The 24,756-nt window shown below is 63.6% G+C and carries 21 protein-coding genes and 1 tRNA gene; 21 read left to right on the top strand and 1 reads right to left on the bottom strand.

Features of this window, described 5'->3' with window-relative positions:
- Nucleotides 1-4 precede the first annotated feature (4 nt).
- The 21 genes from nuoH (at nt 5) to gyrA (ending at nt 23,987) form a co-directional block, all read left to right on the top strand.
- Nucleotides 5-1,033, top strand: coding sequence for an NADH-quinone oxidoreductase subunit NuoH (gene nuoH / locus OUZ49_RS14795; protein WP_266151258.1), 1,029 nt, complete (start codon nt 5-7; stop codon nt 1,031-1,033).
- An 8-nt stretch (nt 1,034-1,041) separates the two neighbouring features.
- Nucleotides 1,042-1,533 (top strand): NADH-quinone oxidoreductase subunit NuoI, encoded by a 492-nt coding sequence (nuoI, locus tag OUZ49_RS14800; RefSeq protein WP_266151259.1) that lies wholly within the window; start codon nt 1,042-1,044, stop codon nt 1,531-1,533.
- Between the two features lie 13 nt (nt 1,534-1,546).
- Entirely contained in the window at nt 1,547-2,197 is a 651-nt protein-coding gene (locus OUZ49_RS14805; protein ID WP_266151433.1) for an NADH-quinone oxidoreductase subunit J, read from the top strand.
- Nucleotides 2,194-2,499: an NADH-quinone oxidoreductase subunit NuoK gene (nuoK, locus tag OUZ49_RS14810; protein WP_266151260.1), complete on the top strand. Its 306-nt coding sequence runs from the start codon at nt 2,194-2,196 to the stop codon at nt 2,497-2,499. The genes OUZ49_RS14805 and nuoK overlap by 4 nt, the downstream gene beginning before the upstream one ends.
- Nucleotides 2,500-2,503: 4 nt before the next feature.
- Nucleotides 2,504-4,549: an NADH-quinone oxidoreductase subunit L gene (gene nuoL, locus OUZ49_RS14815; RefSeq protein WP_266151261.1), complete on the top strand. Its 2,046-nt coding sequence runs from the start codon at nt 2,504-2,506 to the stop codon at nt 4,547-4,549.
- Between the two features lie 13 nt (nt 4,550-4,562).
- The gene (locus OUZ49_RS14820) at nt 4,563-6,071 is read left to right on the top strand and encodes an NADH-quinone oxidoreductase subunit M (protein ID WP_266151262.1); all 1,509 of its coding nucleotides are present in this window, start codon (nt 4,563-4,565) and stop codon (nt 6,069-6,071) included.
- A gap of 12 nt (nt 6,072-6,083) precedes the next feature.
- Nucleotides 6,084-7,523 (top strand): NADH-quinone oxidoreductase subunit NuoN, encoded by a 1,440-nt coding sequence (gene nuoN, locus OUZ49_RS14825; protein WP_266151263.1) that lies wholly within the window; start codon nt 6,084-6,086, stop codon nt 7,521-7,523.
- A 112-nt stretch (nt 7,524-7,635) separates the two neighbouring features.
- Nucleotides 7,636-7,712: transfer RNA gene (locus OUZ49_RS14830), tRNA-Met, on the top strand.
- Nucleotides 7,713-7,932: 220 nt separating this feature from the next.
- Nucleotides 7,933-8,451 (top strand): ribosome maturation factor RimP, encoded by a 519-nt coding sequence (locus OUZ49_RS14835; protein ID WP_266151265.1) that lies wholly within the window; start codon nt 7,933-7,935, stop codon nt 8,449-8,451.
- Between the two features lie 47 nt (nt 8,452-8,498).
- Nucleotides 8,499-10,004 (top strand): transcription termination factor NusA, encoded by a 1,506-nt coding sequence (gene nusA, locus OUZ49_RS14840; protein ID WP_266151267.1) that lies wholly within the window; start codon nt 8,499-8,501, stop codon nt 10,002-10,004.
- Between the two features lie 125 nt (nt 10,005-10,129).
- Nucleotides 10,130-13,012, top strand: a complete 2,883-nt coding sequence (infB, locus tag OUZ49_RS14845; protein WP_266151268.1) for a translation initiation factor IF-2 — start codon at nt 10,130-10,132, stop codon at nt 13,010-13,012.
- Nucleotides 13,013-13,173: 161 nt separating this feature from the next.
- Complete coding sequence (gene rbfA / locus OUZ49_RS14850) at nt 13,174-13,557, top strand: 30S ribosome-binding factor RbfA (protein ID WP_266151269.1); 384 nt, start codon at nt 13,174-13,176, stop codon at nt 13,555-13,557.
- Nucleotides 13,557-14,510 carry a tRNA pseudouridine(55) synthase TruB gene (gene truB, locus OUZ49_RS14855; RefSeq protein WP_266151270.1) on the top strand — a complete coding sequence of 318 codons (954 nt, stop codon included), beginning with the start codon at nt 13,557-13,559 and terminating at the stop codon, nt 14,508-14,510. Before rbfA ends, truB begins: the two co-directional genes overlap by 1 nt.
- Nucleotides 14,511-14,648: 138 nt before the next feature.
- Entirely contained in the window at nt 14,649-14,918 is a 270-nt protein-coding gene (gene rpsO, locus OUZ49_RS14860; RefSeq protein WP_266151271.1) for a 30S ribosomal protein S15, read from the top strand.
- An 80-nt stretch (nt 14,919-14,998) separates the two neighbouring features.
- Nucleotides 14,999-17,104 carry a polyribonucleotide nucleotidyltransferase gene (gene pnp / locus OUZ49_RS14865; RefSeq protein ID WP_266151272.1) on the top strand — a complete coding sequence of 702 codons (2,106 nt, stop codon included), beginning with the start codon at nt 14,999-15,001 and terminating at the stop codon, nt 17,102-17,104.
- A gap of 269 nt (nt 17,105-17,373) precedes the next feature.
- Complete coding sequence (locus tag OUZ49_RS14870; protein WP_266151273.1) at nt 17,374-18,453, top strand: poly(R)-hydroxyalkanoic acid synthase subunit PhaE; 1,080 nt, start codon at nt 17,374-17,376, stop codon at nt 18,451-18,453.
- 9 nt (nt 18,454-18,462) lie between these two features.
- On the top strand, nt 18,463-19,530 hold the full coding sequence (locus tag OUZ49_RS14875) for a class III poly(R)-hydroxyalkanoic acid synthase subunit PhaC (RefSeq protein WP_266151274.1): 1,068 nt from the start codon (nt 18,463-18,465) through the stop codon (nt 19,528-19,530).
- Nucleotides 19,531-19,556: 26 nt separating this feature from the next.
- Nucleotides 19,557-19,742 (top strand): PspC domain-containing protein, encoded by a 186-nt coding sequence (locus tag OUZ49_RS14880; protein ID WP_266151275.1) that lies wholly within the window; start codon nt 19,557-19,559, stop codon nt 19,740-19,742.
- Between the two features lie 67 nt (nt 19,743-19,809).
- Nucleotides 19,810-20,823 (top strand): S-methyl-5-thioribose-1-phosphate isomerase, encoded by a 1,014-nt coding sequence (gene mtnA, locus OUZ49_RS14885; RefSeq protein WP_266151276.1) that lies wholly within the window; start codon nt 19,810-19,812, stop codon nt 20,821-20,823.
- A complete protein-coding gene (locus OUZ49_RS14890; protein WP_266151277.1) occupies nt 20,820-21,230 on the top strand; it encodes a GtrA family protein in 411 nt (136 codons plus the stop codon). Before mtnA ends, OUZ49_RS14890 begins: the two co-directional genes overlap by 4 nt.
- A 138-nt stretch (nt 21,231-21,368) precedes the next feature.
- Entirely contained in the window at nt 21,369-23,987 is a 2,619-nt protein-coding gene (gene gyrA, locus OUZ49_RS14895) for a DNA gyrase subunit A (protein WP_266151278.1), read from the top strand.
- A gap of 99 nt (nt 23,988-24,086) precedes the next feature.
- Here gyrA and OUZ49_RS14900 read toward each other — a convergent pair whose 3' ends face one another.
- A complete protein-coding gene (locus OUZ49_RS14900; RefSeq protein ID WP_266151279.1) occupies nt 24,087-24,566 on the bottom strand; it encodes a peroxiredoxin in 480 nt (159 codons plus the stop codon).
- Between the last annotated feature and the right edge of the window lie 190 nt (nt 24,567-24,756).

A 24,756-nucleotide genomic window follows, 5' to 3' on the forward strand; every position in this document is an offset into this window, starting at 1 on the left:
GCACATGGGCGATCAGATTCTCAACCAGCTCATCTGGCCGGTGATCTACATCCTGGCCATCGTGCTGCCGCTGGTCATCGCGGTCGCGATGTTCGTGTACTGGGAGCGCAAGGTCATCGGCTGGATGCACGTGCGCATGGGGCCGAACAAGATCGGTCCCCTCGGCCTGCTGCAGGCCTTCGCCGACGTGGTCAAGCTGCTGCTGAAGGAAGTGATTCTTCCGACCGAAGCGAACAAGTTCCTGTACTACCTCGCTCCGATGCTGGCGCTGATTCCGGCGCTGGCGGCCTGGGCCGTGGTGCCGTTCAACGAGCAGATGGTGCTGGCCAACGTCAATGCCGGCGTGCTGTACCTGCTGGCGATGACCTCGCTGGGCGTGTACGGGATCATCCTTGCCGGCTGGGCCTCCAACTCGCGTTACGCCTTGCTCGGCGCGATGCGTTCGGCGGCCCAGGTGATCTCCTACGAACTAGCCATGGGCCTGTGCCTGGTATGCGTGCTGGTGCTGGCCGGTTCGCTGAACCTCACCGACATCGTGCATGCGCAGACTGGCCACAAGGGCATGTTCGACTGGTTCATGTGGCCGCTGCTGCCGGTCTTCATCATCTACTTCATCTCGGGCGTGGCCGAAACCAACCGCGCGCCGTTCGACGTGGCGGAAGGCGAGTCGGAAATCGTCGCCGGCTTCCACGTGGAATATTCGGGCTCGGCGTTCGCGCTGTTCTTCCTGGCCGAATACGCGAACATGATCCTGGTCAGCTTCCTGGCCGCGATCCTGTTCATGGGCGGCTGGCTGTCGCCATTCCCGGCCTCGTGGGGCTTCATCGGGCAGGGCAGTTTCCTGTGGCTGTTCATCAAGGCCTTTATTTTCGCCTTCATGTTCCTGTGGTTCCGCGCCAGCTTCCCGCGCTACCGCTATGACCAGATCATGCGTCTGGGCTGGAAGGTATTCATTCCCATCACCATCGTCTGGGTCCTCGTCGCCGGCTGCATGAAGTATTTCGGCTGGGTCACCGTCGGCACGGGAGGCTGAAGAGAACCATGTCCCGCATTTCGCACTATTTCAAAAGCCTGCTACTGATCGAGCTGTTCAAGGGCATGGCACTGACCATGCGCTACATGTTCAGCCCGAAGTACACGATGCGCTACCCGATGGAGCACATCCCCAAGTCGAACCGCTTCCGCGGCCTGCATGCCCTGCGTCGTTATCCGAACGGCGAAGAGCGTTGCATCGCATGCAAGCTGTGCGAGGCAGTGTGCCCGGCCCTGGCCATCACCATCGACTCGGCGCCGCGCGAGAGCGACGGCCAGCGCCGCACCACGCGCTACGACATCGACCTGTTCAAGTGCATCTTCTGCGGTTTCTGCGAAGAGAGCTGCCCGGTCGACTCGATCGTCGAGACGCATATCCACGAGTATCACTTCGAGCAGCGTGGCGAGAACGTGGTGACCAAGCCGCAGCTGCTCGCCATTGGCGACCGCTTCGAGCAGGACATCGCGGCGGCTCGCGCTCAAGACGCTGCGTATCGTTGAGGACACTATTGTGATCGATCCCTCTGTGTTCCAACTCATCTGTTTCTACGCGTTCTCCGCGGTCACCATCGGTGCCGCGCTGGGCGTGATCAGCCTGCGCAACACGGTGCACGCCGTGCTGGCCCTGGTGCTCACGTTCTTCAGCACGGCCTGCATCTGGCTGCTGGCGGAAGCCGAGTTCCTGGCCATCGCGCTCATCGTGGTCTACGTCGGCGCGGTGATGGTGCTGTTCCTGTTCGTGGTGATGATGCTCGACATCAAGCAGGAGCATATCCGCGAAGGTTTCATCAAATACCTGCCGGTCGGCATCATCGTGGCCCTGATCATGCTGGGCGAGATGCTGGCGATGATCGGCGTGCGCGCCATGCATGCCCAGGTGATGGGCGCCAACCCGGCCACCGTGGCAGGCATGTCCAATACGGAATGGCTGGGTACGGCGCTGTACACGCAGTTCCTGCTGCCGTTCGAAATCGCCGCGCTGATTCTTACCGTCGGCGTGGTGGCGGCCGTCGTGCTGACCCTGCGCCAGCGCACCGGCGTGCGCCACCAGGCGGCTTCGCAGCAGGTCCTCGTCAATCCCCGTGATCGCATTCGCGTGGTGAAGATGGCGGCGGAAGTCCCCGCCGCGCCGCAGCCGGCACCGGGCAAGGAGTCCACCCCATGATCACGCTTTCGCATTTCATCGTGCTCGGCGCTGTCTTGTTCAGCATCGCCCTGGCCAGCCTCTTCATCAACCGCAAGAACGTCATCGTGCTGCTGATGTCGATCGAGCTGATGCTGCTGGCGGTGAACATCAACTTCGTCGCGTTCTCCCGTTTCATGGGCGATGCGGCAGGCCAGGTGTTCGTGTTCTTCATCCTTACCGTGGCCGCGGCGGAAACCGCCATCGGCCTGGCGATCCTGGTGTTGCTGTTCCGCAATCGCAGCACCATCAACATCGCCGAAATCGACAGCATGAAGGGCTGACCCGATGGAATTGTCCACCTCCATTCTGCTGACCATCGCCCTGGCACCGCTCGTCGGCTGCCTGCTCGCGGGCTTCTTTGGTCGCATCATCGGCCGCGCCGGTTCGCATACCGTCACCATTCTCGGTGTGGCGATTGCCTGCGGCCTGTCGTTCTACGTGCTGTACCAGCTCACCACCGGCGGCGCGCCGGTCTATAACCAGAACATCTATACCTGGTTCGAGATCGGTCGCTATACGGCCAACGTGGGCTTCCTGATCGATCGCCTCACCGCCATGATGATGGTGGTGGTGACCTTCGTGTCCTTGCTGGTGCATATCTACACCATCGGCTACATGGCGGATGACGACGGTTACCAGCGCTTCTTCAGCTACATCTCTCTGTTTACCTTCTCGATGTTGATGCTCGTGATGAGCAACAACTTCATGCAGCTGTTCTTCGGCTGGGAAGCCGTGGGCCTGGTGTCGTACCTGCTGATCGGCTTCTGGTTCAAGCGTCCCACGGCGATCTTCGCCAACCTGAAGGCGTTCCTGGTCAACCGCGTGGGCGACTTCGGTTTCCTGCTCGGCATTGCGGCGATCCTGTATTTCCTCAATACGCTGGACTACGCCACCGCCTTCGGCAACGCCGACAGCCTGGTCGGTAAGACCCTGCAGATCACCCAGAACACCCATTGGGACGCCGCCACCGTGATCGGCATCCTGTTGTTCATCGGTGCGATGGGCAAGTCCGCCCAGGTGCCGCTGCACGTGTGGCTGCCGGATTCGATGGAAGGTCCGACCCCGATCTCGGCACTGATCCACGCGGCGACGATGGTGACCGCCGGCATCTTCATGGTCGCGCGCATGTCGCCGCTGTTCGAGCTGTCGGATACCGCGCTCAGCTTTGTGATGGTGATCGGCGCCACCGGTGCCTTGTTCACCGGCCTGATCGGCATCGTGCAGAACGACATCAAGCGCGTGGTGGCGTATTCCACGCTGTCGCAGCTCGGTTACATGACCGTGGCGCTGGGCGTGTCCGCCTATGCGGGCGCGGTGTTCCACCTGATGACCCATGCGTTCTTCAAGGCGCTGCTGTTCCTGGGCGCGGGCTCGGTGATCATCGCCATGCACCATGAGCAGGACATGCGCTACATGGGCGGCCTGCGCAAGTACATGCCGATCACCTGGATCACCATGTGGATCGGCTCGCTTGCCCTGTGCGGCGTGCCGTTCTTCGCCGGCTTCTATTCCAAGGACGCGATCATCGAGGCGGTGGGCGAGTCGCACCGCTGGGGCGCCCATTACGCTTACTTCTGCGTGATGGCCGGTGCCTTCGTGACCGCGCTGTACACGTTCCGTCAGATGTACCTGACCTTCCATGGCAAGGAACGCTTCGTCGTGGTGCACGACCACGGTCATGGCCATGACGAGCACCACCATGACTCGCACAAGGATGACCACGGTCACCACGATGCCGGCATCATGCACGAGACGCCGAAGGAGTCGCCGTGGGTGGTGACCCTGCCGCTGATCCTGCTGGCGATTCCGTCGATCATCGTCGGCGCGCTCGCGGTCAAGCCGCTGCTTTACGGCGAGTGGTTTGGGTCCGCCATCCATGTCAACGAAGCGAACAACGTGCTCGGCGAGTTGGGCAAGGAATTCGACAACTGGTTCTCGGCGGCACTGCATGGCTTTGGCCAGCTGCCGTTCTGGCTGGTGGCCGCGGCTTTCGCCATTCAGACCTACATCTATCTATTCAACCCGGCCGTGGCCGAGCGCATCAAGAACGCGCTGAAGCCGGTCTACAACACGCTGAACCACAAGTACTGGTTCGACGCGGTGTACTACATCGTCTTCGCGCGCGGCGGCATCGCGCTCGGTCGTGCGCTGTGGAAGGGCGGCGATGCCGCCGTGATCGACGGCGTGCTGATCGACGGTTCGGCGGGTCTTGTCCAGCGGATCGCCGGCGGCGTGCGCCGTCTGCAGTCCGGCTACCTCTATCACTACGTCTTCGCGATGATTCTCGGCCTAATCCTGCTGCTTGGCGGGTATTGGCTGGTCGGGCAATAAGGGAACCAGCTCCATGTTCAATCATTTGCTCAGCCTGCTGATCTGGCTCCCCGTCGTGGGTGCCATCCCCGTGCTGCTCGCCGGCTCGGGCCGACCCAACGTGGCGCGCTGGACGGCGCTGCTGGTGGCCGTGATCACCTTCGTTCTCAGCCTCTACCTGCTGCCGCAGTACAACGCGGCCGACAGCGCCAAGCAGCTGGTCGAAAGCCATGTATGGATCGCCTCGCTAGGCGTCCACTACAGCCTGGCCGTCGACGGCATCTCGGTGGCGCTGATCCTGCTCACCTGCTTTGTCGGCATCCTGGTGATCGTCGGCGCGTGGGAGGTCATCCAGGACAAGCCGCACCAGTACATGGCGGCGATGCTGGTGCTCCAGGGCTTGATGATCGGCGTGTTCTGCGCCACCGACGCCTTGCTGTTCTACGTGTTCTTCGAGGCCATGCTGATCCCGATGTTCATCCTCATCGGTGTCTGGGGCGGTCCGCGTCGCGTCTACGCCACCCTGAAGTTCTTCATTTACACGTTCTTCGGCTCGATCTTCATGCTGGTCGGCCTGATCTACCTGTACCTGAAGGCCGGCTCGTTTGACCTGCAGGTGCTGGCGGCGCTGCCGCTGACCTTGAAGGAACAGAGCTGGCTGTTCTTCGCCTTCCTCATCGCGTTCGCGGTGAAGGTGCCGATGGTGCCGGTGCATACCTGGTTGCCGGATGCCCACGTGGAAGCGCCTACCGGCGGTTCGGTGGTGCTGGCGGCGGTGATGCTGAAGATCGGTGGCTACGGTTTCCTGCGCTTCTCGCTGCCGATCGTGCCGGATGCGTCTGAAGCCTATGCCTGGCTGGTGATTGGCCTGAGCCTGACCGCCGTGGTCTACATCGGCTACATCGCGCTGGTGCAGGAGGACATGAAGAAGCTGGTGGCGTATTCGTCCGTGGCGCACATGGGCTTCGTCACGCTGGGCATCTTCATCGCCTTCATGCTGGTGCGTGGCGCGGGCAATATCGACGCGGCCAAGCTGGGCATGCAGGGCGCCATGGTGCAGATGATCTCGCACGGCTTCGTCTCGGGCGCGATGTTCTCGTGCATCGGCGTGCTGTATGACCGCCTGCACACCCGCCAGATCAAGGACTACGGCGGCGTCATCAACGTGATGCCGTGGTTCGGCTTCTTCTACGTGCTGTTCGCCATGGCCAACAGCGGCTTGCCGGGCACCAGCGGTTTCGTGGGCGAGTTCCAGGTGATCCTGGCCAGCTTCCAGGCCAATCCGTGGATTGCGCTGTTCGCTGCCTTCACCCTGATCATCGGCGCGGCCTACACGCTGTACATGGTCAAGCGCGTGCTGTGGGGCGATATCCACAACCCGCACGTGGCCGAGATGAAGGACATCAACGGCCGCGAGATCTTCGTACTTGGCGCCTTCGCCGCCGCCGTGCTGGCACTGGGCATCTGGCCGCAGCCGCTGATCCACCTGATGGATTCGTCGGTGACGCAGCTGGTGACGCAGCTTGGCAATCACAAGGTTTAAGCAGGACTGATCATGCCGAATATCAATGACATTCTGATCCTGTTGCCGGAGCTGTATCTGGTGGTGGCGGCGTGCTTGCTGCTACTGCTGGATGCCTTCATGAAGCCGGAGCAGCGACCCATGCTGCATTGGCTCTCGGTCGCGGTGCTGCTGGTGGCCATTTACCTGGTGATCGCGGGCCAGCCGCCGCAGGCCGTGACTGCCTTCAATGGCATGTTCGTGCGCGATGGCGTGGCCGAGGTGCTCAAGGTCTTTGCCTTGCTCACCACGGCGCTGGTGTTCATCTACGCCAAGCCTTACCTGGTCGATCGCAAGCTGTTCCTGGGCGAGTTCTACACGCTGACCATCTTTGCGGTGATCGGCATCATGCTACTGGTCTCGGCCGGCAACCTGCTGACGGTGTACCTCGGCCTGGAACTGTTGACGCTGTCGTCGTACGCCCTGGTCGCGCTGAATCGCGATTCGCGCCTGTCGTCGGAAGCGGCCATCAAGTACTTCGTGCTGGGTGCACTGGCCTCGGGCATGCTGCTGTACGGCATGTCGATGGTCTACGGCGCGACCGGCACGCTGAGTCTGGCGAACCTGCATGGCGCAGCCCTGCATACCGGCATGCCGCAGCTGCTGATCTTCGGCCTCATCTTCATGGTCGTCGGCATCGGCTTCAAGCTTGGTGCGGCGCCGTTCCACATGTGGATCCCGGACGTTTACCAGGGCTCGCCCACCGCGGTGACGATCTTTATCGGCTCCGCCCCCAAGCTGGCCGCGTTCGGCATGGCGTATCGCCTGCTGGCCTCGGGCCTGGGCGACCTGTCGCAGCATTGGCAGCTGATGCTGGCGGTGCTGGCCGTGCTGTCGCTGGCGATCGGCAACCTGGTCGCCATCGTGCAGAGCAACCTCAAGCGCCTGCTGGCCTACTCGACCATTTCGCACATGGGTTACCTGCTGCTGGGCCTGGTCAACGCAGGGCCGGAAGGCTATGCGGCGGCCCTGTTCTACGCGATCAGCTATGCGCTGATGAGCACCGCTGCCTTCGGCGTGATCCTGGCGCTAGCCCGTGCAGGCTTCGAGTGCGAAGAGATCGACGATCTGAAGGGCCTCAACCAGCGCTCGCCGTGGGCTGCGTTCCTGATGATGCTGGTGATGTTCTCGCTGGCGGGCGTGCCGCCGCTGTTCGGCTTCTTCGCCAAGTTGCTGGTGCTGCAGGCCGCGATCCACGCCGGCATGATGTGGCTGGCCATCGTGGGTGCGGTGTTCGCCATCGTCGGTCTGTATTACTACCTGCGCGTGGTCAAGGTCATGTACTTCGACAAGCCGGTGGAAGGCACCGAAATTCGCCTGCAAAGCGATGCCTCGGTGCGCGTGGTGCTGTCGTTGAATGTGTTGGCCTTGCTGGTGCTCGGATTTGGCTGGGGCCCGCTGTTCGGCTGGTGCCAGCGCGTGTTTGTCGGCTGATGGTCGGCGTGGCGGAAGTACTCCGTCACGCAGGCATCAGACGATTTTTTGAAAATATTCACGAAAAAGCTTGCAAGAATTCGGCCATCTCGTTAATATTCTCGGACTCTGATGCGGGGTGGAGCAGTCTGGCAGCTCGTCGGGCTCATAACCCGAAGGTCGCAGGTTCGAATCCTGCCCCCGCTACCAGATCTTTCTTAGAACAAGAAAGCCTCCTCGTGAGGCTTTTTTGTTGGGCGCATGGAAGCGTCGCACGTGCGTCACATGCCGCTTCGATGCGGCATGCGCTGGTGCCCCGGAAAGAGTCTGTATGGGTCGGGACATCGGCGAGTGCGCTCTTTCTAAGAGCAGGGAAATGGGCCGCTTGAGCCCATTTTTTGTTTCTGGCGATGGTAACGGTAGGCGAACTATGGATACGCAGGCACTGGCTCAACGCTTCTCTGAAGTTCTGGCCGATCTGGGCGTGGAATGTATTGGCGTGGAGTTCACCCCGTCGCAGGGGCAGAGTACTCTGCGGGTCTACCTGGACGTGCTCGACCAGGGTGGCGAGAGCCGCGAAATCGGTCTCGACGACTGCGAGTCGGCCAGCCGCGAGCTGTCGGCGCTGCTGGACGTGGAGGACCCGATCCCGGGCCACTACGTGCTGGAGGTTTCTTCCCCGGGCATCGATCGCCCGCTGTTCACCGCGGCGCAGTTCGCCAAGGTGACCGGTGCGGAAGTGAAGGTATTGCTGAAGGCACCGCTGGAAGGTCGTCGCCGCATGCGCGGCAAGGTGGTGTCGGTCGAGGGCGAGCGTATTTCGCTGGAAGGCGAAGGCAAGACCTTCGAGTTCGAACATGGCGCGGTGGAAAGCGCGCGCGTGGTACCGGATTGGGTGGCGCTCGGTTACGTGCCGCAGCCCAAGCCGGGCAAGAAGCCTACGAAGTAATCAATCGAAAGCGATCGGGCGCTGATGGCGTCTACGGAGTTGCTGCAATGAGCAAAGAACTTTTGCTGGTGGTTGACGCGGTTGCCAATGAAAAGGGCGTGCCGCGCGAAGTGATTTTCCTGGCGATGGAAGCGGCTCTCGCATCCGCCGCCAAGAAGCGTTACCCGGACGAAGATCCGGATATCCGCGTGTCCATCGATCGCCATACCGGCGACTATGAGACGTTCCGTCGCTGGGAAGTCATCGCAGACGACGGTGAGATGGAATCGCCGTTCCACCAGGTGCGTCTGATGGACGCCGTCGACGAGCGCGAGGGTGCGCAGGTCGGCGAGTACATCGAGCAGCAGATCGAAAACGCCGAATTCGGCCGCATCGCCGCCCAGGCCGCCAAGCAGGTGATCGTGCAGCGCGTGCGCGAGGCCGAGCGCCAGCAGGTGGTCGATGCGTTCCAGGAGCGCGTGGGCGAACTGGTCACCGGCATCGTCAAGCGCGTCGAGCGCGGCAATGTCTATCTGGACCTGGGCAGCAATGCCGAGGCCTTCATCCCGCGCGACAAGACGATTCCGCGCGAGTCGGCCCGCGTTGGCGACCGCGTCCGCGGCTACCTCTACGAAGTGCGCTCGGAAGCCCGCGGCCCGCAGCTGTTCGTGTCGCGCGCCGCACCGGAATTCATGATCGAGCTGTTCAAGCTCGAAGTGCCGGAAGTCGGCCAGGGCCTGGTTGAAATCAAGGGCTGCGCCCGCGATCCGGGCGACCGCGCCAAGATCGCCGTGGTCGCCCACGACACACGCACCGATCCCATCGGCGCCTGCATCGGCATGCGCGGTTCGCGCGTCCAGGCCGTGTCGAACGAGCTCAATGGCGAGCGCGTCGATATCATCCTGTGGCACGAGAATCAGGCCCAGTACGTCATCAATGCGATGGCGCCGGCGGAAGTGCAGTCCATCATCATGGACGAGGAAAAGCACTCCATGGACATCGCCGTGGCCGAGGACAAGCTGTCCCAGGCCATCGGTCGCGGTGGCCAGAACGTGCGCCTCGCCAGCAAGCTCACCGGCTGGCAGCTCAACGTGATGACCCAGGACCAGGTCGCCGCCAAGAGCGAGGCCGAGCAGGAATCCGCCCGCCAGCTGTTCATGGACAAGCTGGAAGTGGACCAGGAGATCGCCAACATCCTGGTGCAGGAAGGCTTCTCCAGCGTGGAAGAAATCGCCTATGTGCCCAGCGCCGAGCTGCTGGCGGTGGAAGGCTTCGACGAGGACATCGTCGAGGAACTCCGCGCCCGTGCCCGCGACGCGCTGCTGACCGAGGCACTGGCCGTGGAAGAAGGCATCGACGAACATCAGCCGTCGGGCGAGCTGTTGGCGCTGCCGGGCATGGACGAGGCCACCGCGTATGCGCTGGCTTCGCGTGAAGTGGTGACGGTGGACGATCTGGCCGATCTGGCGGTTGACGACCTGATCGATATTGAAGGCATGGACGAAGATCGCGCCGCGGCGCTGATCATGGCTGCACGTGCGCCGATGATCGCGCGTCTGGAGAAAGGTGGCTAACCGCGGACGGCAGCGCCCTGGACGGGCGCGCCGAGGAGAGCTGAAAGGCTCTCCACCAGGGATGGGGGTGGACGTGCAGGCGAGGCCGCACGGACTTAGCGCGGGAACGGCGGAGAAAGAACACGATGTCGGACGTTACAATTAAGCAACTCGCCAAGGTACTTGGCATGCCGGTAGACAAGCTGCTTGGTCAGCTTGGCGAGGCCGGTATGAAATTCTCCGATCCGGAGCAGATCATCAGCAGCACCGAAAAGGTGAAGCTGCTCGGATTCCTGCGCCGTACGCATGGCAAGAGCGAAGTCGCCACGACCGAGGCGGAGGACAGCTCGCCGCGGCAGATCACGCTCAAGCGCCGCAAGGTCAGCGAACTCAAGGTCGCTACCCCGGGTGCACGCGGTGCCACCGCCGCCAAGACGGTCAACGTCGAAGTGCGCGCCAAGCGTACCTACGTCAAGCGCAGCGTCATTGCCGAAGAGGCGAATGGCGACGTCGAGCGCGAGGACGCCGTGCGCAAGCTGCATGAATCGCAGCAACAGCGCGAGCATGAAGAGGCCGAGCGCGCCGAGGCCGAGCGCCAGCGCCACGAAGAGGCCCAGCAGCGTGCCGAGGAAGCCCAGCGCCAGCGCGAGGCCGAGGAAGAGCAGCGCCGCCAGCAGGCCGAGGCCGAAGCGGCCGCGCATGCCAAGGCACAGCAGGCAGCCCAGGCTGGCCAGGTCGAAGCGCCTGCGGCCGAGTCCGTGGCAGCCCCGGTAGTCGCCGAATCGACCCAGAAGGCTGCCGAGAAGGCGCCGGTGGTCGAGGCCGCCCAGCCGGCGCAGCGCGTCGATCACAGCGTGTTCGGCATGATCGTGCCGACCATCCATGAGCCGCGCCGCCGCGAAAAGAAAGTCGTGATCACGCCGGCCCCGGTGGTTGCGCCTGCGCGTCCGGCGGCTCCTGCCGCGGCGACGCCGGCCGCAGCGTCCGGCGCGCCCCATCGTGCGGGCGGCAATGCGCCGGCCAATACCGGCAACAGCGCCCCCAGCGCGAACGCCAATGCGAACAAGCCACGGCATGGTCGCGATCGCGACGAAGGCCCGGGCGGCAAGCGTTTCGCCGGTGGCGAACTGCACTTGAGCGACGCCGATCGTGCCCGCCGCTCCAACAAGCGTGGCAAGCCTGGCAAGGGCTCGGGTCGTGAAGCGTCGCGTGGCGGTTCGGCCGCTGCCGCCGGTACCCACGGCTTCTCCCGCCCGACCGCGCCGGTGGTGCGTGAGGTCGTCGTTGGCGACAACAATGTCGTCGCCGATCTCGCCCAGAAGATGGCGGTCAAGGGTTCGGAAGTGGTCAAGGCCCTGTTCAAGATGGGCGTCATGGCCACCATCAACCAGACCATCGACCACGACACCGCCGTGCTGGTGATCGAGGAACTCGGTCACACCGCGGTGGCGGCGAGCGAAAACAACGCCGAGGCCACCCTGGCAGCTCACACGCAGAGCGCGGAGCTGGAAGGCGAGAAGAAGCCGCGTCCGCCGGTGGTCACCATCATGGGCCACGTCGACCACGGCAAGACCTCGCTGCTCGACTACATCCGTCGCACCAAGGTTGCGTCGGGCGAAGCCGGCGGCATCACCCAGCACATCGGTGCCTACCACGTGGAAACGCCGAAGGGCGTCATCACCTTCCTGGATACCCCAGGCCACGCGGCATTCACCTCGATGCGCGCACGCGGCGCCCAATCCACCGATATCGTGGTGCTGGTCGTGGCAGCGGACGACGGCGTGATGCCGCAGACGGCGGAAGCCGTGCAGCATGCACGCGCCGCCAAGGTGCCGCTGATCGTGGCGCTCAACAAGATGGACAAGTCCGACGCCAACCCGGACCACGTCAAGCAGGGCCTCGGCAACCTGGAAGTGATTCCGGAAGAGTGGGGTGGTGATACCCCGTTCGTGCCGGTGTCGGCCAAGACCGGCATGGGCATCGACGCCCTGCTGGACGCCATTTCGGTGCAGGCCGAAGTGATGGAGCTGACGGCGGTCGAGGACGGTCCGGCCTCCGGCGTGGTGATCGAATCCAGCCTGGATCGCGGTCGCGGCCCGGTGGCCACGGTGCTGGTGCAGCAGGGCACGCTCAAGCGCGGCGACTTCGTCGTCTGCGGCATTGAATACGGCCGCATGCGTGCGCTGATCGACGAGAACGGCAAGCAGGTGCAGGAAGCCGGTCCGTCGATTCCAGTGCAGGTGCTGGGTCTGTCCGGCGTGCCGGAATCGGGCGACGACTTCGTGGTGGTGGCTGACGAACGCCTCGCCCGCGAAGTGGCGGCCGAACGCCAGCTCAAGCGCCGCGAGACCCGCATGGTCAGCAAGGCCAACCGCCTTGAAGACATCATGGCCCAGATGAGCCAGGGTGCCGACCAGCAGACGCTGAATATCCTGGTCAAGGCCGACGTGCAGGGTTCGGTGCAGGCGCTGCGCGAGTCGCTCAGCCAGATCGGCAACGAGAACGTGAAGGTCAACGTGATCGCGGCCGGCGTCGGCGGCATCACCGAGTCCGACGCCACCCTGGCGGCCGCCTCCAAGGCCCTGGTGATCGGCTTCAACGTGCGTGCCGATGCCTCGGCCCGCAAGGTGATCGACACCTCCGGCCTGGACGTGCGCTACTTCTCGATCATTTACGACGTGATCGACCAGGTGAAGCAGGCCGCTTCCGGTCTGCTCGGCAAGGAAGTGCGCGAAGAGATCATCGGCGTGGCCCAGGTCCGCGAAGTGTTCCGCAGCTCCAAGTTTGGTGCGGTCGCCGGCTGCATGGTCATCGAAGGTACGGTCAAGCGCAGCAAGCCGATCCGCGTGCTGCGCGACAACACCGTGGTCTTCCAGGGCGAGCTGGAATCGCTGCGCCGCTTCAAGGACCTGGTCGACGAAGTGCGCAACGGCATGGAATGCGGTATCGCCGTGAAGCAGTACAACGACGTCAAGGTCGGCGATCAGATCGAATGCTTCGAGCGTATCGAGGTGGCCCGCACGCTGTAAGCGCCAGGGACGAGAGGTGAGTAGCGAGGGCGCGAAAACCTGACGTCTGGCATCTCCGAAGCCCGGGCAACTTTGTCCGGGCTTCGCGTTTCTCCGTAAACTGCGACGGTGGCGCCCTCGCTACTCGTCCCTCGCCCCTAGCGGCGTTTCAGGAGGCTTCCATGCCCTCACGCGATTTCAAACGTACCGACCGTGTCGGTGCCGAACTGCGCCGCGAACTGGCCCTGCTGGTCCATGCTGCCGTGCGCGACCACGGCCTGCCCTCGGTCAGCGTGTCGGATGTGGAGGTCACCCGTGACCTCGACTGGGCCACGGTCTGGGTCACCGCCCTGCAGCCGGAGCGTTCCACCGAGGCGATGAAGGCGCTCAAGGAGCTGGCCATCGAATTTCGGCGTGAACTGTCGCGCACCATGCGCCTGCGCCGGGTGCCCGAGCTACGCTTCAAGTACGACGACTCGGTCGACAAGGGCGAGCGCATCGAAAGCCTGCTGCGGCAGGACAGTGCGCGCGCGGCCGGTACCAACGAGGAAGACGCCGAAGACTGATGAGCCGGAGGCGACTGAAGCCACGCGAACGATTTCGCGACCTGCATGGCATTGTGCTGCTGGACAAGCCGCTCGGCTTGAGCTCCAACCAGGCGCTGCAGGCCGTGCGCAAGGGTATTTTCCAGGCGGAGAAGGGTGGCCATACCGGCGCGCTCGATCCGCTGGCCAGCGGCTTGCTGCCGCTGTGTTTTGGCGAAGCCACCAAGCTCGCCGGCATGCTGCTGGGCTCGCGCAAGGCCTATCTGGCGGAGTGTCGCCTTGGCATCACCACCACGACGGCGGATCTGGAGGGCGAGATCGAGCTCGAGCGCCCGGTGCCAGCCTTGACCGACGAGGTTATCGAGCAGGCGCTAGCCAAGTTGCGTGGCCGTATCACCCAGGTCCCCCCGGCGTATTCGGCGATCAAGCAGGATGGCGAGCGGCTTTACGTCAAGGCGCGGCGTGGCGAGGCGGTGGACATTCCCTCGCGCGAAGTCGAGGTCTACCGCCTTGAGCTGGTGTCGCGTAGCGAAAACAATCTGAGCTTTTACGTGGAGTGCGGCTCGGGCACCTATGTGCGTAGCCTGGCGGTGGATCTGGGCGAGGACCTGGGTTGTGGCGCACACCTGGTGGCCTTGCGCCGCCTGTGGGTCGAGCCGTTCAGGGAGCCCGCGATGGTGACGCTGGAGCAGCTGCAGGCCGCGGCGGCGCAGGGCGACGAGGCCTTGCTGCCCTGGCTGTTGCCGGTGTCGGCCGGCCTGGCTGGCCTGCCTTCGCTGCCGCTGGACGCGGAGCGCACCCTGGCAGTCTCACAGGGGCAGCAGATTCCGCTGGACCCGTCGATGACGGGACAGCTGGCGGTCTACGCGGACGATGGCCGCTTGCTGGCGCTGGGCGAGGCGGTAGACGGAAAGTTGCGCATTGTGCGCGGTTTCAATCTGCCGTCGCCGGGTGCAAATAGCCGTCAACCATGACGGTCTTGTTGTCATAGGGCTCCGGTCGTTACAATACGGAGCTTGTTTAAGACTTTTCATTCATCAAGGCGAAGCTTGCGCAACGTCATCATGTGACGTTGCGCAAGCTTCGCATCCGCTTTTAAGGAAGAGATACTCATGTCCCTCACCGTTGAACAGACCAGCAAGATCATTGCTGACTTCGGCCGCGTGCCGAACGACACTGGCTCCCCGGAAGTCCAGGTTGCCCTGCTGTCGGCCCGCATTGACCACCTCACCGGTCATTTCAAAGAGCACAAGCAGGATCATCATTCCCGCCGTGGCTTGTTGCAGCTGGTAAATCGCCGCAAGAGCCTGCTTTCGTACCTGAAAGATCGCGACCTGGCTCGCTATCAGACCCTGATTGAGCGCCTCGGCCTGCGCCGTTAAGTTGATATTTGCGTTCATGCTTGAACGCGAAGATCACGAAGTGGCCATCCCTGGCCACAACCCCAATTCAGGAAAAGACCGTGGCGAAAGTAACCAAGTCATTCCAGTACGGTAATCACGAAGTCACGCTGGAGACGGGCGAAATCGCCCGCCAGGCTTCTGGTGCCGTGATGGTCAGCATGGGCGGCACTGTGGTGCTCGTCACCGTGGTGGCCGCGTCCAAGGCGAAAGAGGGGCAGGATTTCTTCCCACTCACCGTCGACTACGTCGAGAAGTTCTACTCCGCCGGTCGCATCCCGGGTGGCTTCTTCAAGCGCGAAGGCCGCCCGACCGAGAAGGAGACGCTCACCTCGCGTCTGATCGATCGTCCGGTGCGCCCGCTGTTCCCGGAAGAGTTCAAGAACGAAGTGCAGGTCATCGCACAGGTCGTCTCGTTGAACCCCGAGATCGACGGCGACATCCCGGCCATGCTGGGTGCTTCCGCTGCGCTCAGCCTCGCCGGCATCCCGTTCAAGGGCCCGATCGCCGCTGCCCGCGTCGGCTACGCCGACGGCAAGTACCTGCTTAACCCGACCGCCACCGAGCTGAAGACCTCGGCGCTGGATCTGGTCGTTGCGGGTACCTCCAATGCCGTGCTGATGGTGGAGTCCGAAGCCAAGCTGCTGTCCGAGGACGTCATGCTCGGCGCGGTGGTGTTCGGTCACCAGCAGATGCAGACCGCGATCCGCGCGATCGCCGAGCTCGCCAGCGAAGCGGCCAAGCCGTCGTGGGACTGGCAGCCGCCGGCCCGCAACGAGTCGCTGATCGCCGCGCTGAAGGGCGCCGTCGGCAACAAGCTGGAAGAGGCTTTCCAGGTGCGCGACAAGCTGCAGCGCCGCGACGCGATCTCCGCGATCAAGTCCGACGTGCTGGAATCGCTGAAGGGCGAAGCCGAGCAGAAGGGCTGGGCGACTGCCGACCTGGCGAAGGAATTCGCTGAGCTCGAATACCACACCATGCGCGACAGCGTGTTGAAGACCAAGGTGCGTATCGACGGCCGTAACCTGGACGACGTCCGCCCGATCACCGTGCGCGTCGGCGTGTTGCCGCGTACCCACGGTTCGGCGCTGTTCACCCGCGGCGAAACGCAGGCGCTGGTTGTGACCACGCTCGGCACCACCCGCGATGCGCAGATCATCGACGCGCCGGAAGGCGAGTCGAAGGACGCCTTCCTGTTCCATTACAACTTCCCTCCGTTCTCGGTGGGCGAGGCTGGTCGCTTCGGCGCGCCGAAGCGTCGTGAAATCGGCCATGGTCGTCTCGCCAAGCGTGGCGTGCAGGCGGTGAAGCCGACGATCGAGGAATTCCCGTACGTGATCCGCGTGGTCTCCGAGATCACCGAGTCCAACGGCTCCTCGTCGATGGCGTCGGTGTGCGGCTCGTCGCTGGCCATGATGGACGCGGGCGTGCCGCTGAAGTCGCCGGTGGCCGGTATCGCCATGGGTCTGGTCAAGGAAGGCAACGACTTTGTCGTGCTGTCCGACATCCTCGGTGATGAAGATCACCTGGGTGACATGGACTTCAAGGTGGCCGGTAGCGCCGACGGTATCTCCGCGCTGCAGATGGACATCAAGATCGACGGTATCACCGAAGAAATCATGCGTACCGCGCTGGCCCAGGCCAAGCAGGGTCGTCTGCATATCCTCGGCGAGATGGCCAAGGTCATCACCACCGCCCGTTCGGAGATGAGCGAGTACGCCCCGCGCCTGCTCACCATCAAGATCCACCCGGACAAGATCCGCGAAGTCATCGGCAAGGGCGGCGCCACCATCCGCTCGATCACCGAAGAGACCGGCACCACCATCGACATCACCGACGACGGCACCGTGGTCATCGCCTCGGTCAACCGTGAGGCGGCCAACGCCGCCAAGGCGCGCATCGAGCAGATCGTGTCCGACGTCGAGCCGGGCCGCATCTACGAGGGCAAGGTCGCCAAGCTGATGGACTTCGGTGCGTTCGTCACCATCATGCCGGGCAAGGACGGCCTCGTGCACGTCTCGCAGATTTCCAGCGAGCGCGTCGAGAAGGTCTCCGACAAGCTGAAGGAAGGCGATATCGTCAAGGTAAAGGTGCTGGAAGTGGACAAGCAGGGCCGTATCCGCCTGTCCATGAAGGCCGTGGCCGAGGACGAAGGCGCCAACGCCTAAGTCCGCCGCAAGGCAGGACCCTGCAAAAGCCCGGCAAATGCCGGGCTTTTGCTTTTGTTGAACGGGACTTCGAGACGATTGTCCTCACACGAGCCGTCATCCCAGCCTTCGCTGGGATGACGATGAGGTGGGACTGGTGCGCCGCTGTGGCGTGACTGGTAGGTATGGCCGGGGCACCGACACCTGGCCCCGGCCCCGCCCAACGGGTTTTTTGCGACCGCTGTCATCGGCTTTTGCTAGGATGCAAGCGATTCGACGAGGATGCGGGTATGGCCGACCAGGCAAGTGATTTGTTGAAGGATTACCAGGCGATGGCAAAGCAATCCTGGGATTCCTGGACTCGATACCTGCAACAGCAAATGGCTGGAACCTCACCGTTCGCGCATGCCGCTGGCATGCCGCACGGCGGCAGCGGCGATGACTTGCTCGCGCGTAGCATGGCGGCCCTCAAGGGCTACGGTGAATGGTTGCAAGGGGCGGCCGGCAGCGGCCTGGGGCAGGCGGGCGGCGACTGGCAGCAGTCGCTGAATCAGATGTTTGCCGGGCTTGGCGGCCAGCCGTTCGCCCATGCCTTCGCCAGTATCGACAACGAATCGGCTCGCAGCTTCACCCAGCTGTGGCAGTCCTGGCTGCAGGCGACCCAGGCCGGCGCGGCAGGCCACGCCTTTGATGTCGAGCACATGGCCGCCTTCGGCTATACGCGCGAGCGTCAGCTGCATCAGCAAGCCATGGCAGCGGCGATGCGCGACTATCTTGATTGGGCTGGCAAGTACCAGGCCCTGATCCAGCGCGCCAATACCGAAGGCCTTGAGCGCCTGAAGCTCAAGCTGGCCGATCTCGGCGATTCGAAACAGCAGATCGACTCGCTCAAGGCACTCTATGACTTGTGGGTCGATGGTGCGGAAGAGGCCTATGCCGAGATCGCACTGTCGGACGAGTTCCGCCACGTCTACGGCGCAATGACCAACGCACAGAGTCGCCTGCGCCTGCTACAGCAGGAACAGCTCGATGCGTTTTGCCGCGAACTGGGCATGCCCACGCGCAGCGAGGTCACGGCCCTGGGCAAGCGCCTGCAGGAGCTGCGCCGCGAGCTGCGTGCCACGTCGTCCAACGCCGGCGCCGATGAAGTCTCCGCCTTGCGCGCGGAAGTCGCCGCGCTGAAGCGGCAGCTCGCCGACCAGCCCGCGGCGGAGAAAGTCATCGCCAAGAAGCCGGTTGCCAAGAAGTCTCCGGCGCGTAGCAGCAAGCGCAGCGCCGACGACGAGATGGTCCGTCGCAGCAGCAAGCCAGCCGCGGCCGTGGTTGCCCGCAAGTCCGTCGTGCGCGGTGCCACGCGCACGCGCAAGTAAGGAGTGTCCATGTTTCCTCCCGTACGCCTCGACCCCGCCGCGCTGATGGGCGAAATCTCGGCCTTCCAGCGCAAGCTCAGCGCCGGCCTGGGCAATCTTGCACACCAGCAAGAGCCCGAATACGCGAATACGCCGCGTGAAGCCGTGTACCGAGAAGACAAGCTCACGGTCTGGCACATGAAGGGGCAGGGCAAGCCGACGGCAAAGACGCCGACGCTGATCGTCTATGCGCTGGTCAACACGGTGTGGATGACCGACCTGCAGGCCGACCGTTCGCTGGTGCGCAACCTGCTCGAGCAGGGCGAGGATATTTACCTGCTCGACTGGGGCTATCCCGACGCCGCCGATCGCTGGCTGGGCCTGGATGACTACATCAACGGCTATCTCGATCGCTGCGTGGATGCGGTGCGCAGGCATGCCGCCGTCAACGCGGTGAACCTGCTCGGCATCTGCCAGGGCGGCACGTTCTCGCTGTGCTACGCGGCAATCCAACCGGAGAAGGTCAAGAACCTCGTCACCATGGTGACGCCGGTGGATTTCCAGACCCCGGACAACATGCTGTCGCATTGGTCGCGCGAACTGGACGTGGACCTGTTCGTCGACACCATGGGCAATATCCCGGCCGAACTGCTCAACTGGGTTTACCTCACGCTCAAGCCGGTTCGACTGAACCAGCAGAAATACGTCGGCCTCGTCGATGTGCTCGACAACCCGAAGGAACTGGCGAATTTCCTGCGCATGGAACGCTGGATCTTCGATTCGCCGGATCAGGCGGGCGAGGCATTCCGCGAATTCATCAAGGACTTCTACCAGCAGAACAAGCTGATCAAGGGTGAGGTTGTGATTGGCGGCAAGCCGGTGGACCTGGGCCTGATCACCCAGCCGGTGCTGAATATCTTTGCCGAGCAGGATCACCTGGTACCGCCGGATGCATCGCGCGCACTGGGTCGCCATGTGGGCACGACCGATTACACCCAGCTCGCTTTCAAGGGCGGACATATCGGCATCTACGTGTCCGGGCGCGCCCAGCGCGAAGTGCCCCCGGCGATCCATCAATGGCTCAGCTCACGAAGCTGACGCACCCTCACGAGATCTGACTGGCCATGGACAAGCGCCTTTATCGTTCACGCAGTGACCGGAAGATTGCGGGTGTCTGCGGCGGTATCGCCGAACACTTTGGCTGGGACCCCACGCTGGTCCGCCTCGGCTGGGTCCTGCTTACCCTGATGGGTGGCTCCGGTATCTTGATCTATCTGATTCTTTGGCTGGTCATGCCTGAGGCACCCTGAATATCAGCGGCGTCTTTCTGCCGTTTTTCGTCAGCCCGTCTTTCGTTTTCACCGAGTAGCAAGACACATGGATTACGACCGTTACGACCGCATCCGCGCCGTGCAATGGCAAGGCGATCATCTGCGCCTGCTGGATCAGCGCCTGCTGCCCCAGGAAGAGCACTGGATCGACTGCGCCAGCGCCGCCCAGGTAACCCAGGCGATCAAGGATCTGGCCGTCCGCGGCGCGCCCGCGATCGGCATTGCGGCGGCCTGGGGCGTGGTGCTTGGAGCCAGGCAGGGCGAGTCGCTCGACGCCGTGCTGGCGATGTTGCGCGCTGCGCGCCCCACCGCGGTGAACCTGATGTGGGCGCTGGACCGCATGAAGGCGCGCATCGCCGCTGGTGCCGATGCGGCGGCGCTGGAGCGCGAGGCGCAGGCGATCCAGGACGAGGACCTTGCCGCCAACCGCCATATGGGCGAACTCGGCGCCGCCTTGATTGCCCCGCAATCGGGCGTGCTCACGCATTGCAATACCGGCTCGCTGGCCACGGCGGGTTACGGCACCGCGCTGGGCGTCATCCGCGCCGGCGTGGCGGGCGGTCGCATCGAGCAGGTGTTCGCGGGCGAGACGCGGCCCTGGCAGCAGGGCGCGCGCCTGACCATGTGGGAATTGGTGCGCGACGGGATTCCGGCCAAGCTCATCGCCGATTCCGCTGCCTCGCATCTGATGCGTTCGGGCGCGGTGCAGTGGGTGATCGTGGGCGCCGATCGCATCGCTGCCAACGGCGATACCGCGAACAAGATCGGTACCTATCAGCTCGCCATTGCCGCCCGCCATCACGGCGTGAAGTTCATGGTGGTGGCACCGTCCTCGACCGTGGACATGGCTACCGCGTCGGGCGAGGAGATCGAGATCGAGCTGCGTGACGCGGCCGAACTGCTGTCCGTGGCCGGGCGCCGCACCGTGGTCGACGGTGCCGAAGCGTGGAATCCCGTGTTCGACGTGACGCCGGCCGACCTGATCGACGCCATCGTCACCGAGCGCGGCGTGATCGAGCGCCCGAACACGCTGGCCATGCAGGCGCTGTTCGGCCAATGAGTCTGCGTCGCCAGGTTTTGATGTTCACCGTAGGCGGTGTGATCGGCCTGGTGGTCGATGCCGGTGGGGTGCAGGCCCTGGTGAGCTTCGCGCACTGGAATCCGTACCTGGCGCGCCTGCTTTCGTTCCTTGCGGCGGCCACCGCCACCTGGTTGTGGAACCGCCGCTACACGTTCGCCCAACACAGCAGCGGACGCTCCCTGCTGGCCGAGTGGCTGCACTGGATCGCCTTGATGAGCGTGGGCGCGGTGGTCAATTACGGCGCCTATGCGGCGATTCTGTTGGCTTATCCGCCCCTGGTGCGCTGGCCGGCGATCGCCGTGGCGGCGAGTTCGGCGACGGCGGCGCTGGTCAATTTCGCGACAGCCCGCGGCATGCTTTTCAAGGATGCCAAGACGCCGACGTAAGTCATTGATTTTCAATGTGAAAATACTGTGAATCTGGCGACAAACGTGTTACACTTCTGAGGTTGCCTCCAAGGTCGCTGACGTACACGCATGAGGCGTGTGCAGGGCGACCTTTCTCATCATCACGGAAGCCGATTGATGGCAGAACTCGCCAAAGAAGTCATTCGCGTCAATATCGAAGACGAGATGCGCCAGAGCTATCTCGATTACGCCATGAGCGTGATCGTGGGACGCGCCCTCCCTGATGTACGCGATGGTCTCAAGCCGGTCCACCGCCGCGTCCTGTTTGCCATGAACGAACTTGGCAACAACTGGAACAAGGCCTACAAGAAGTCGGCCCGCGTGGTCGGTGACGTGATCGGTAAATACCACCCGCATGGCGACGCATCCGTCTACGACGCGATCGTGCGCATGGCGCAGCCGTTCTCGCTGCGCTACATGCTGGTCGATGGCCAGGGTAACTTCGGTTCGGTCGACGGCGACAACGCGGCAGCCATGCGTTACACCGAGGTGCGCATGGCGCGCCTCACGCAGGAGCTGCTGGCCGATATCGACAAGGACACCGTCGACTTCGGTCCCAACTACGACGAAAGCGAACACGAGCCGCTGGTACTGCCCACGCGCGTGCCGAACTTGCTGATCAACGGTTCGGCCGGTATCGCCGTGGGCATGGCGACCAATGTGCCGCCGCACAACCTCACCGAAGTTGTCGCCGCGACGATCGGCCTGATCGACGATCCCTCGTTGTCGATCGACGACCTGATGCGCTACATCCCGGGTCCGGATTTCCCGACCGCGGGCATCATCAACGGTTCCTCCGGCATCATCGAGGCCTACCGCACCGGCCGTGGCCGCATCCTGGTGCGTGCGCGCACGGAGATCGAGACCGAGTCGAACGGTCGCGAGACGATCCTCATCCACGAGCTGCCGTACCAGGTCAACAAGGCTCGCCTGATCGAGAAGATCGCCGAGCTGGTCAAGGAAAAGAAGCTCGAAGGCATCAGCGAGCTGCGCGACGAGTCCGACAAGGACGGCATGCGCGTGGTCATCGAGATCCGCCGCGACTCGATGGCGGACGTGGTGTTGAACAACCTGTTCCAGCAGACCCAGTTGCAGGTTACGTTCGGCATCAACATGGTCGCCCTGTTGGACGGCCAGCCGCGCCTGCTCAACCTCAAGGAAATCCTCGAGGCGTTCATCCGTCATCGTCGCGAAGTGGTGACGCGCCGGACCATCTTCGATCTGCGCAAGGCCCGTGCACGCGCGCATATCCTGGAAGGCCTCACTGTCGCCCTCGCCAATATCGACGAGATGATCGAGCTGATCCGCACCTCGCCGTCGCCGCAGGAAGCGCGCGAGCGCATGCTGGCGCGCAAGTGGCAGCCCGGTATGGTGAGCGCGCTGCTGGGCGCCGCCGGTGCCGAAGCCTCGCGTCCGGAAGACATGGATCCGCGCGATGGCTTGAAGAGCGATGGCTACCAGCTGTCCGAAGTGCAGGCCCAGGAAATCCTGCAAATGCGCCTGCACCGCCTCACCGGCCTGGAGCAGGACAAGCTTTCCGACGAATATCGCCAGATCCTCGATACCATTCGCGGCCTGATCGAGATCCTCGAAGATCCTGCGCGCCTGCTCGCGGTGATCCGCGACGAGCTGCAGGTGATCAAGGACGAATTCGGCGATGAGCGTCGGACCGAAATCCAGCATTCGCAGGAAGACCTCAACGTTCTCGACTTGATCGCGCCGGAAGACGTGGTCGTCACGCTGTCGCACACGGGCTACGTGAAGCGTCAGCCGGCCAGCACGTATCGCGCGCAGCGACGCGGCGGCAAGGGACGTTCGGCTTCCGCACTGAAGGACGAGGATTTCGTCGAGCAGCTGTGGGTGGTCAATACGCATGACACCTTGCTGGCCTTTACCAGCATTGGTCGCGTGTACTGGCTCAAGGTGTACCAGATGCCGGAGTCGGGCCCGAACGCGCGCGGCAAGCCGATGGTCAACCTGCTGCCGCTGGGCCAGGGCGAGAAGGTGCAGGCCGTGCTGCCGGTGCGCGAATACACCGAAGATCGTTTCGTGTTCTTCGCCACCAAGCAGGGCACGGTGAAGAAGACGCCGCTCACCGAGTTCGCGTTCCAGCTGCAGAAGGGCAAGATCGCGATCAATCTCGATGAAGGCGATGCGCTGATCGGCGTCGAACTCACCGATGGCAACAGCGACGTGCTGCTGTTCGCGTCCAACGGCAAGACGGTGCGCTTCGACGAGTCGGAAGTCCGTTCCATGGGTCGCACCGCCACCGGCGTACGCGGCATGAAGCTGGCCGAAGAGGCGAGCGTGGTCTCGCTGATCGTGGCGGCCGAAGGCGACATCCTCACCGCGACGGAACGAGGCTACGGCAAGCGCACCACGCTGGACGAGTTCCCGAAGAAGGGCCGCGGCACGCAGGGCGTGATCGGCATCCAGTGTTCGGAGCGCAATGGCGCCCTGGTGGCTGCGACGCAAGTGACCGAAGCCCACGAGCTGATGCTGATCTCCGACCAGGGCACCCTGGTCCGTACGCGTGTGGCGGAAATCTCGCAGCTGAGCCGCAACACCCAGGGCGTCACCTTGATCCGTTTGCCAGCCGAGGAGTCGCTGGTGAGCGTGGTGCGTCTGGATGCGGAAGTGGAAAACGGCGAAGGCGAAGAAGGGCAGGTGCAAGAAGGCCAGGGTCACGAAGGCCAGGCGGAGCCGGGCGTTGATACGCCGACCGACGCCGAGTAAGCCAACGCTGCACGCCTAACAAAAAACCCGGCCTGGCCGGGTTTTTTTTTGTGTGCGCTGGATGCAGGATGTCTCGCGCAACAGCGGTGTTGCCGCTGCTCAGCCGATGGCTTCGAGCATCGCCTCGGCCGTCGACACGCGAAATTCGCCAGGCGCCTCGACCTGCAGCTGCTTCACCACGCCGTTCTCGGCGTACAAGGCGAAGCGCTTGGCGCGGAGGCCCATGCCGTAGGCGCTGCCGTCCAGCTCCAGGCCCAGCGCGCGAGTAAAGGCGCCGTTGCCGTCGGCCAGCATCAGCAGTGCATGCGGTACCTGTTGCGAGCTGGCCCATGCCTGCATCACGTAGGCATCGTTGACGGCCAGGCACATCACCTCGATGCCGCGCGCCTGGAACTCGGCGAAATGCTGCACGTAACCGGGCAGGTGGCGGTTGGAACAGGTGGGGGTGAAGGCACCAGGCACGGCAAACATCACCACCTTGCGTCCGGCAAACAGTGGGCCGGTCTGGGTCTGGGCGATTTCGGCACCGATGGTGCGGATCTCGACGTCGGGCAGCGAATCGCCCACTTGGATGCTCATGGCGGAAGGCCTGTCGCGTTGGGAGGAGGAACCGGATGCTAGCGCCAGCCGGGGTGGCTTGTCGCCTTGAATCACACTGTTTTCGCACCCATTTCGCCATACAGAGGGTGGCGCTGGGTCGCTACGCATGACCGTTATTGGATCGGGCGGATCCTGCCTTGCAGGCAGATTCGCGGGGCACGATGATTTC

It is taken from the genome of Dyella halodurans, assembly GCF_026283925.1.
Lineage (GTDB): Bacteria > Pseudomonadota > Gammaproteobacteria > Xanthomonadales > Rhodanobacteraceae > Dyella > Dyella halodurans.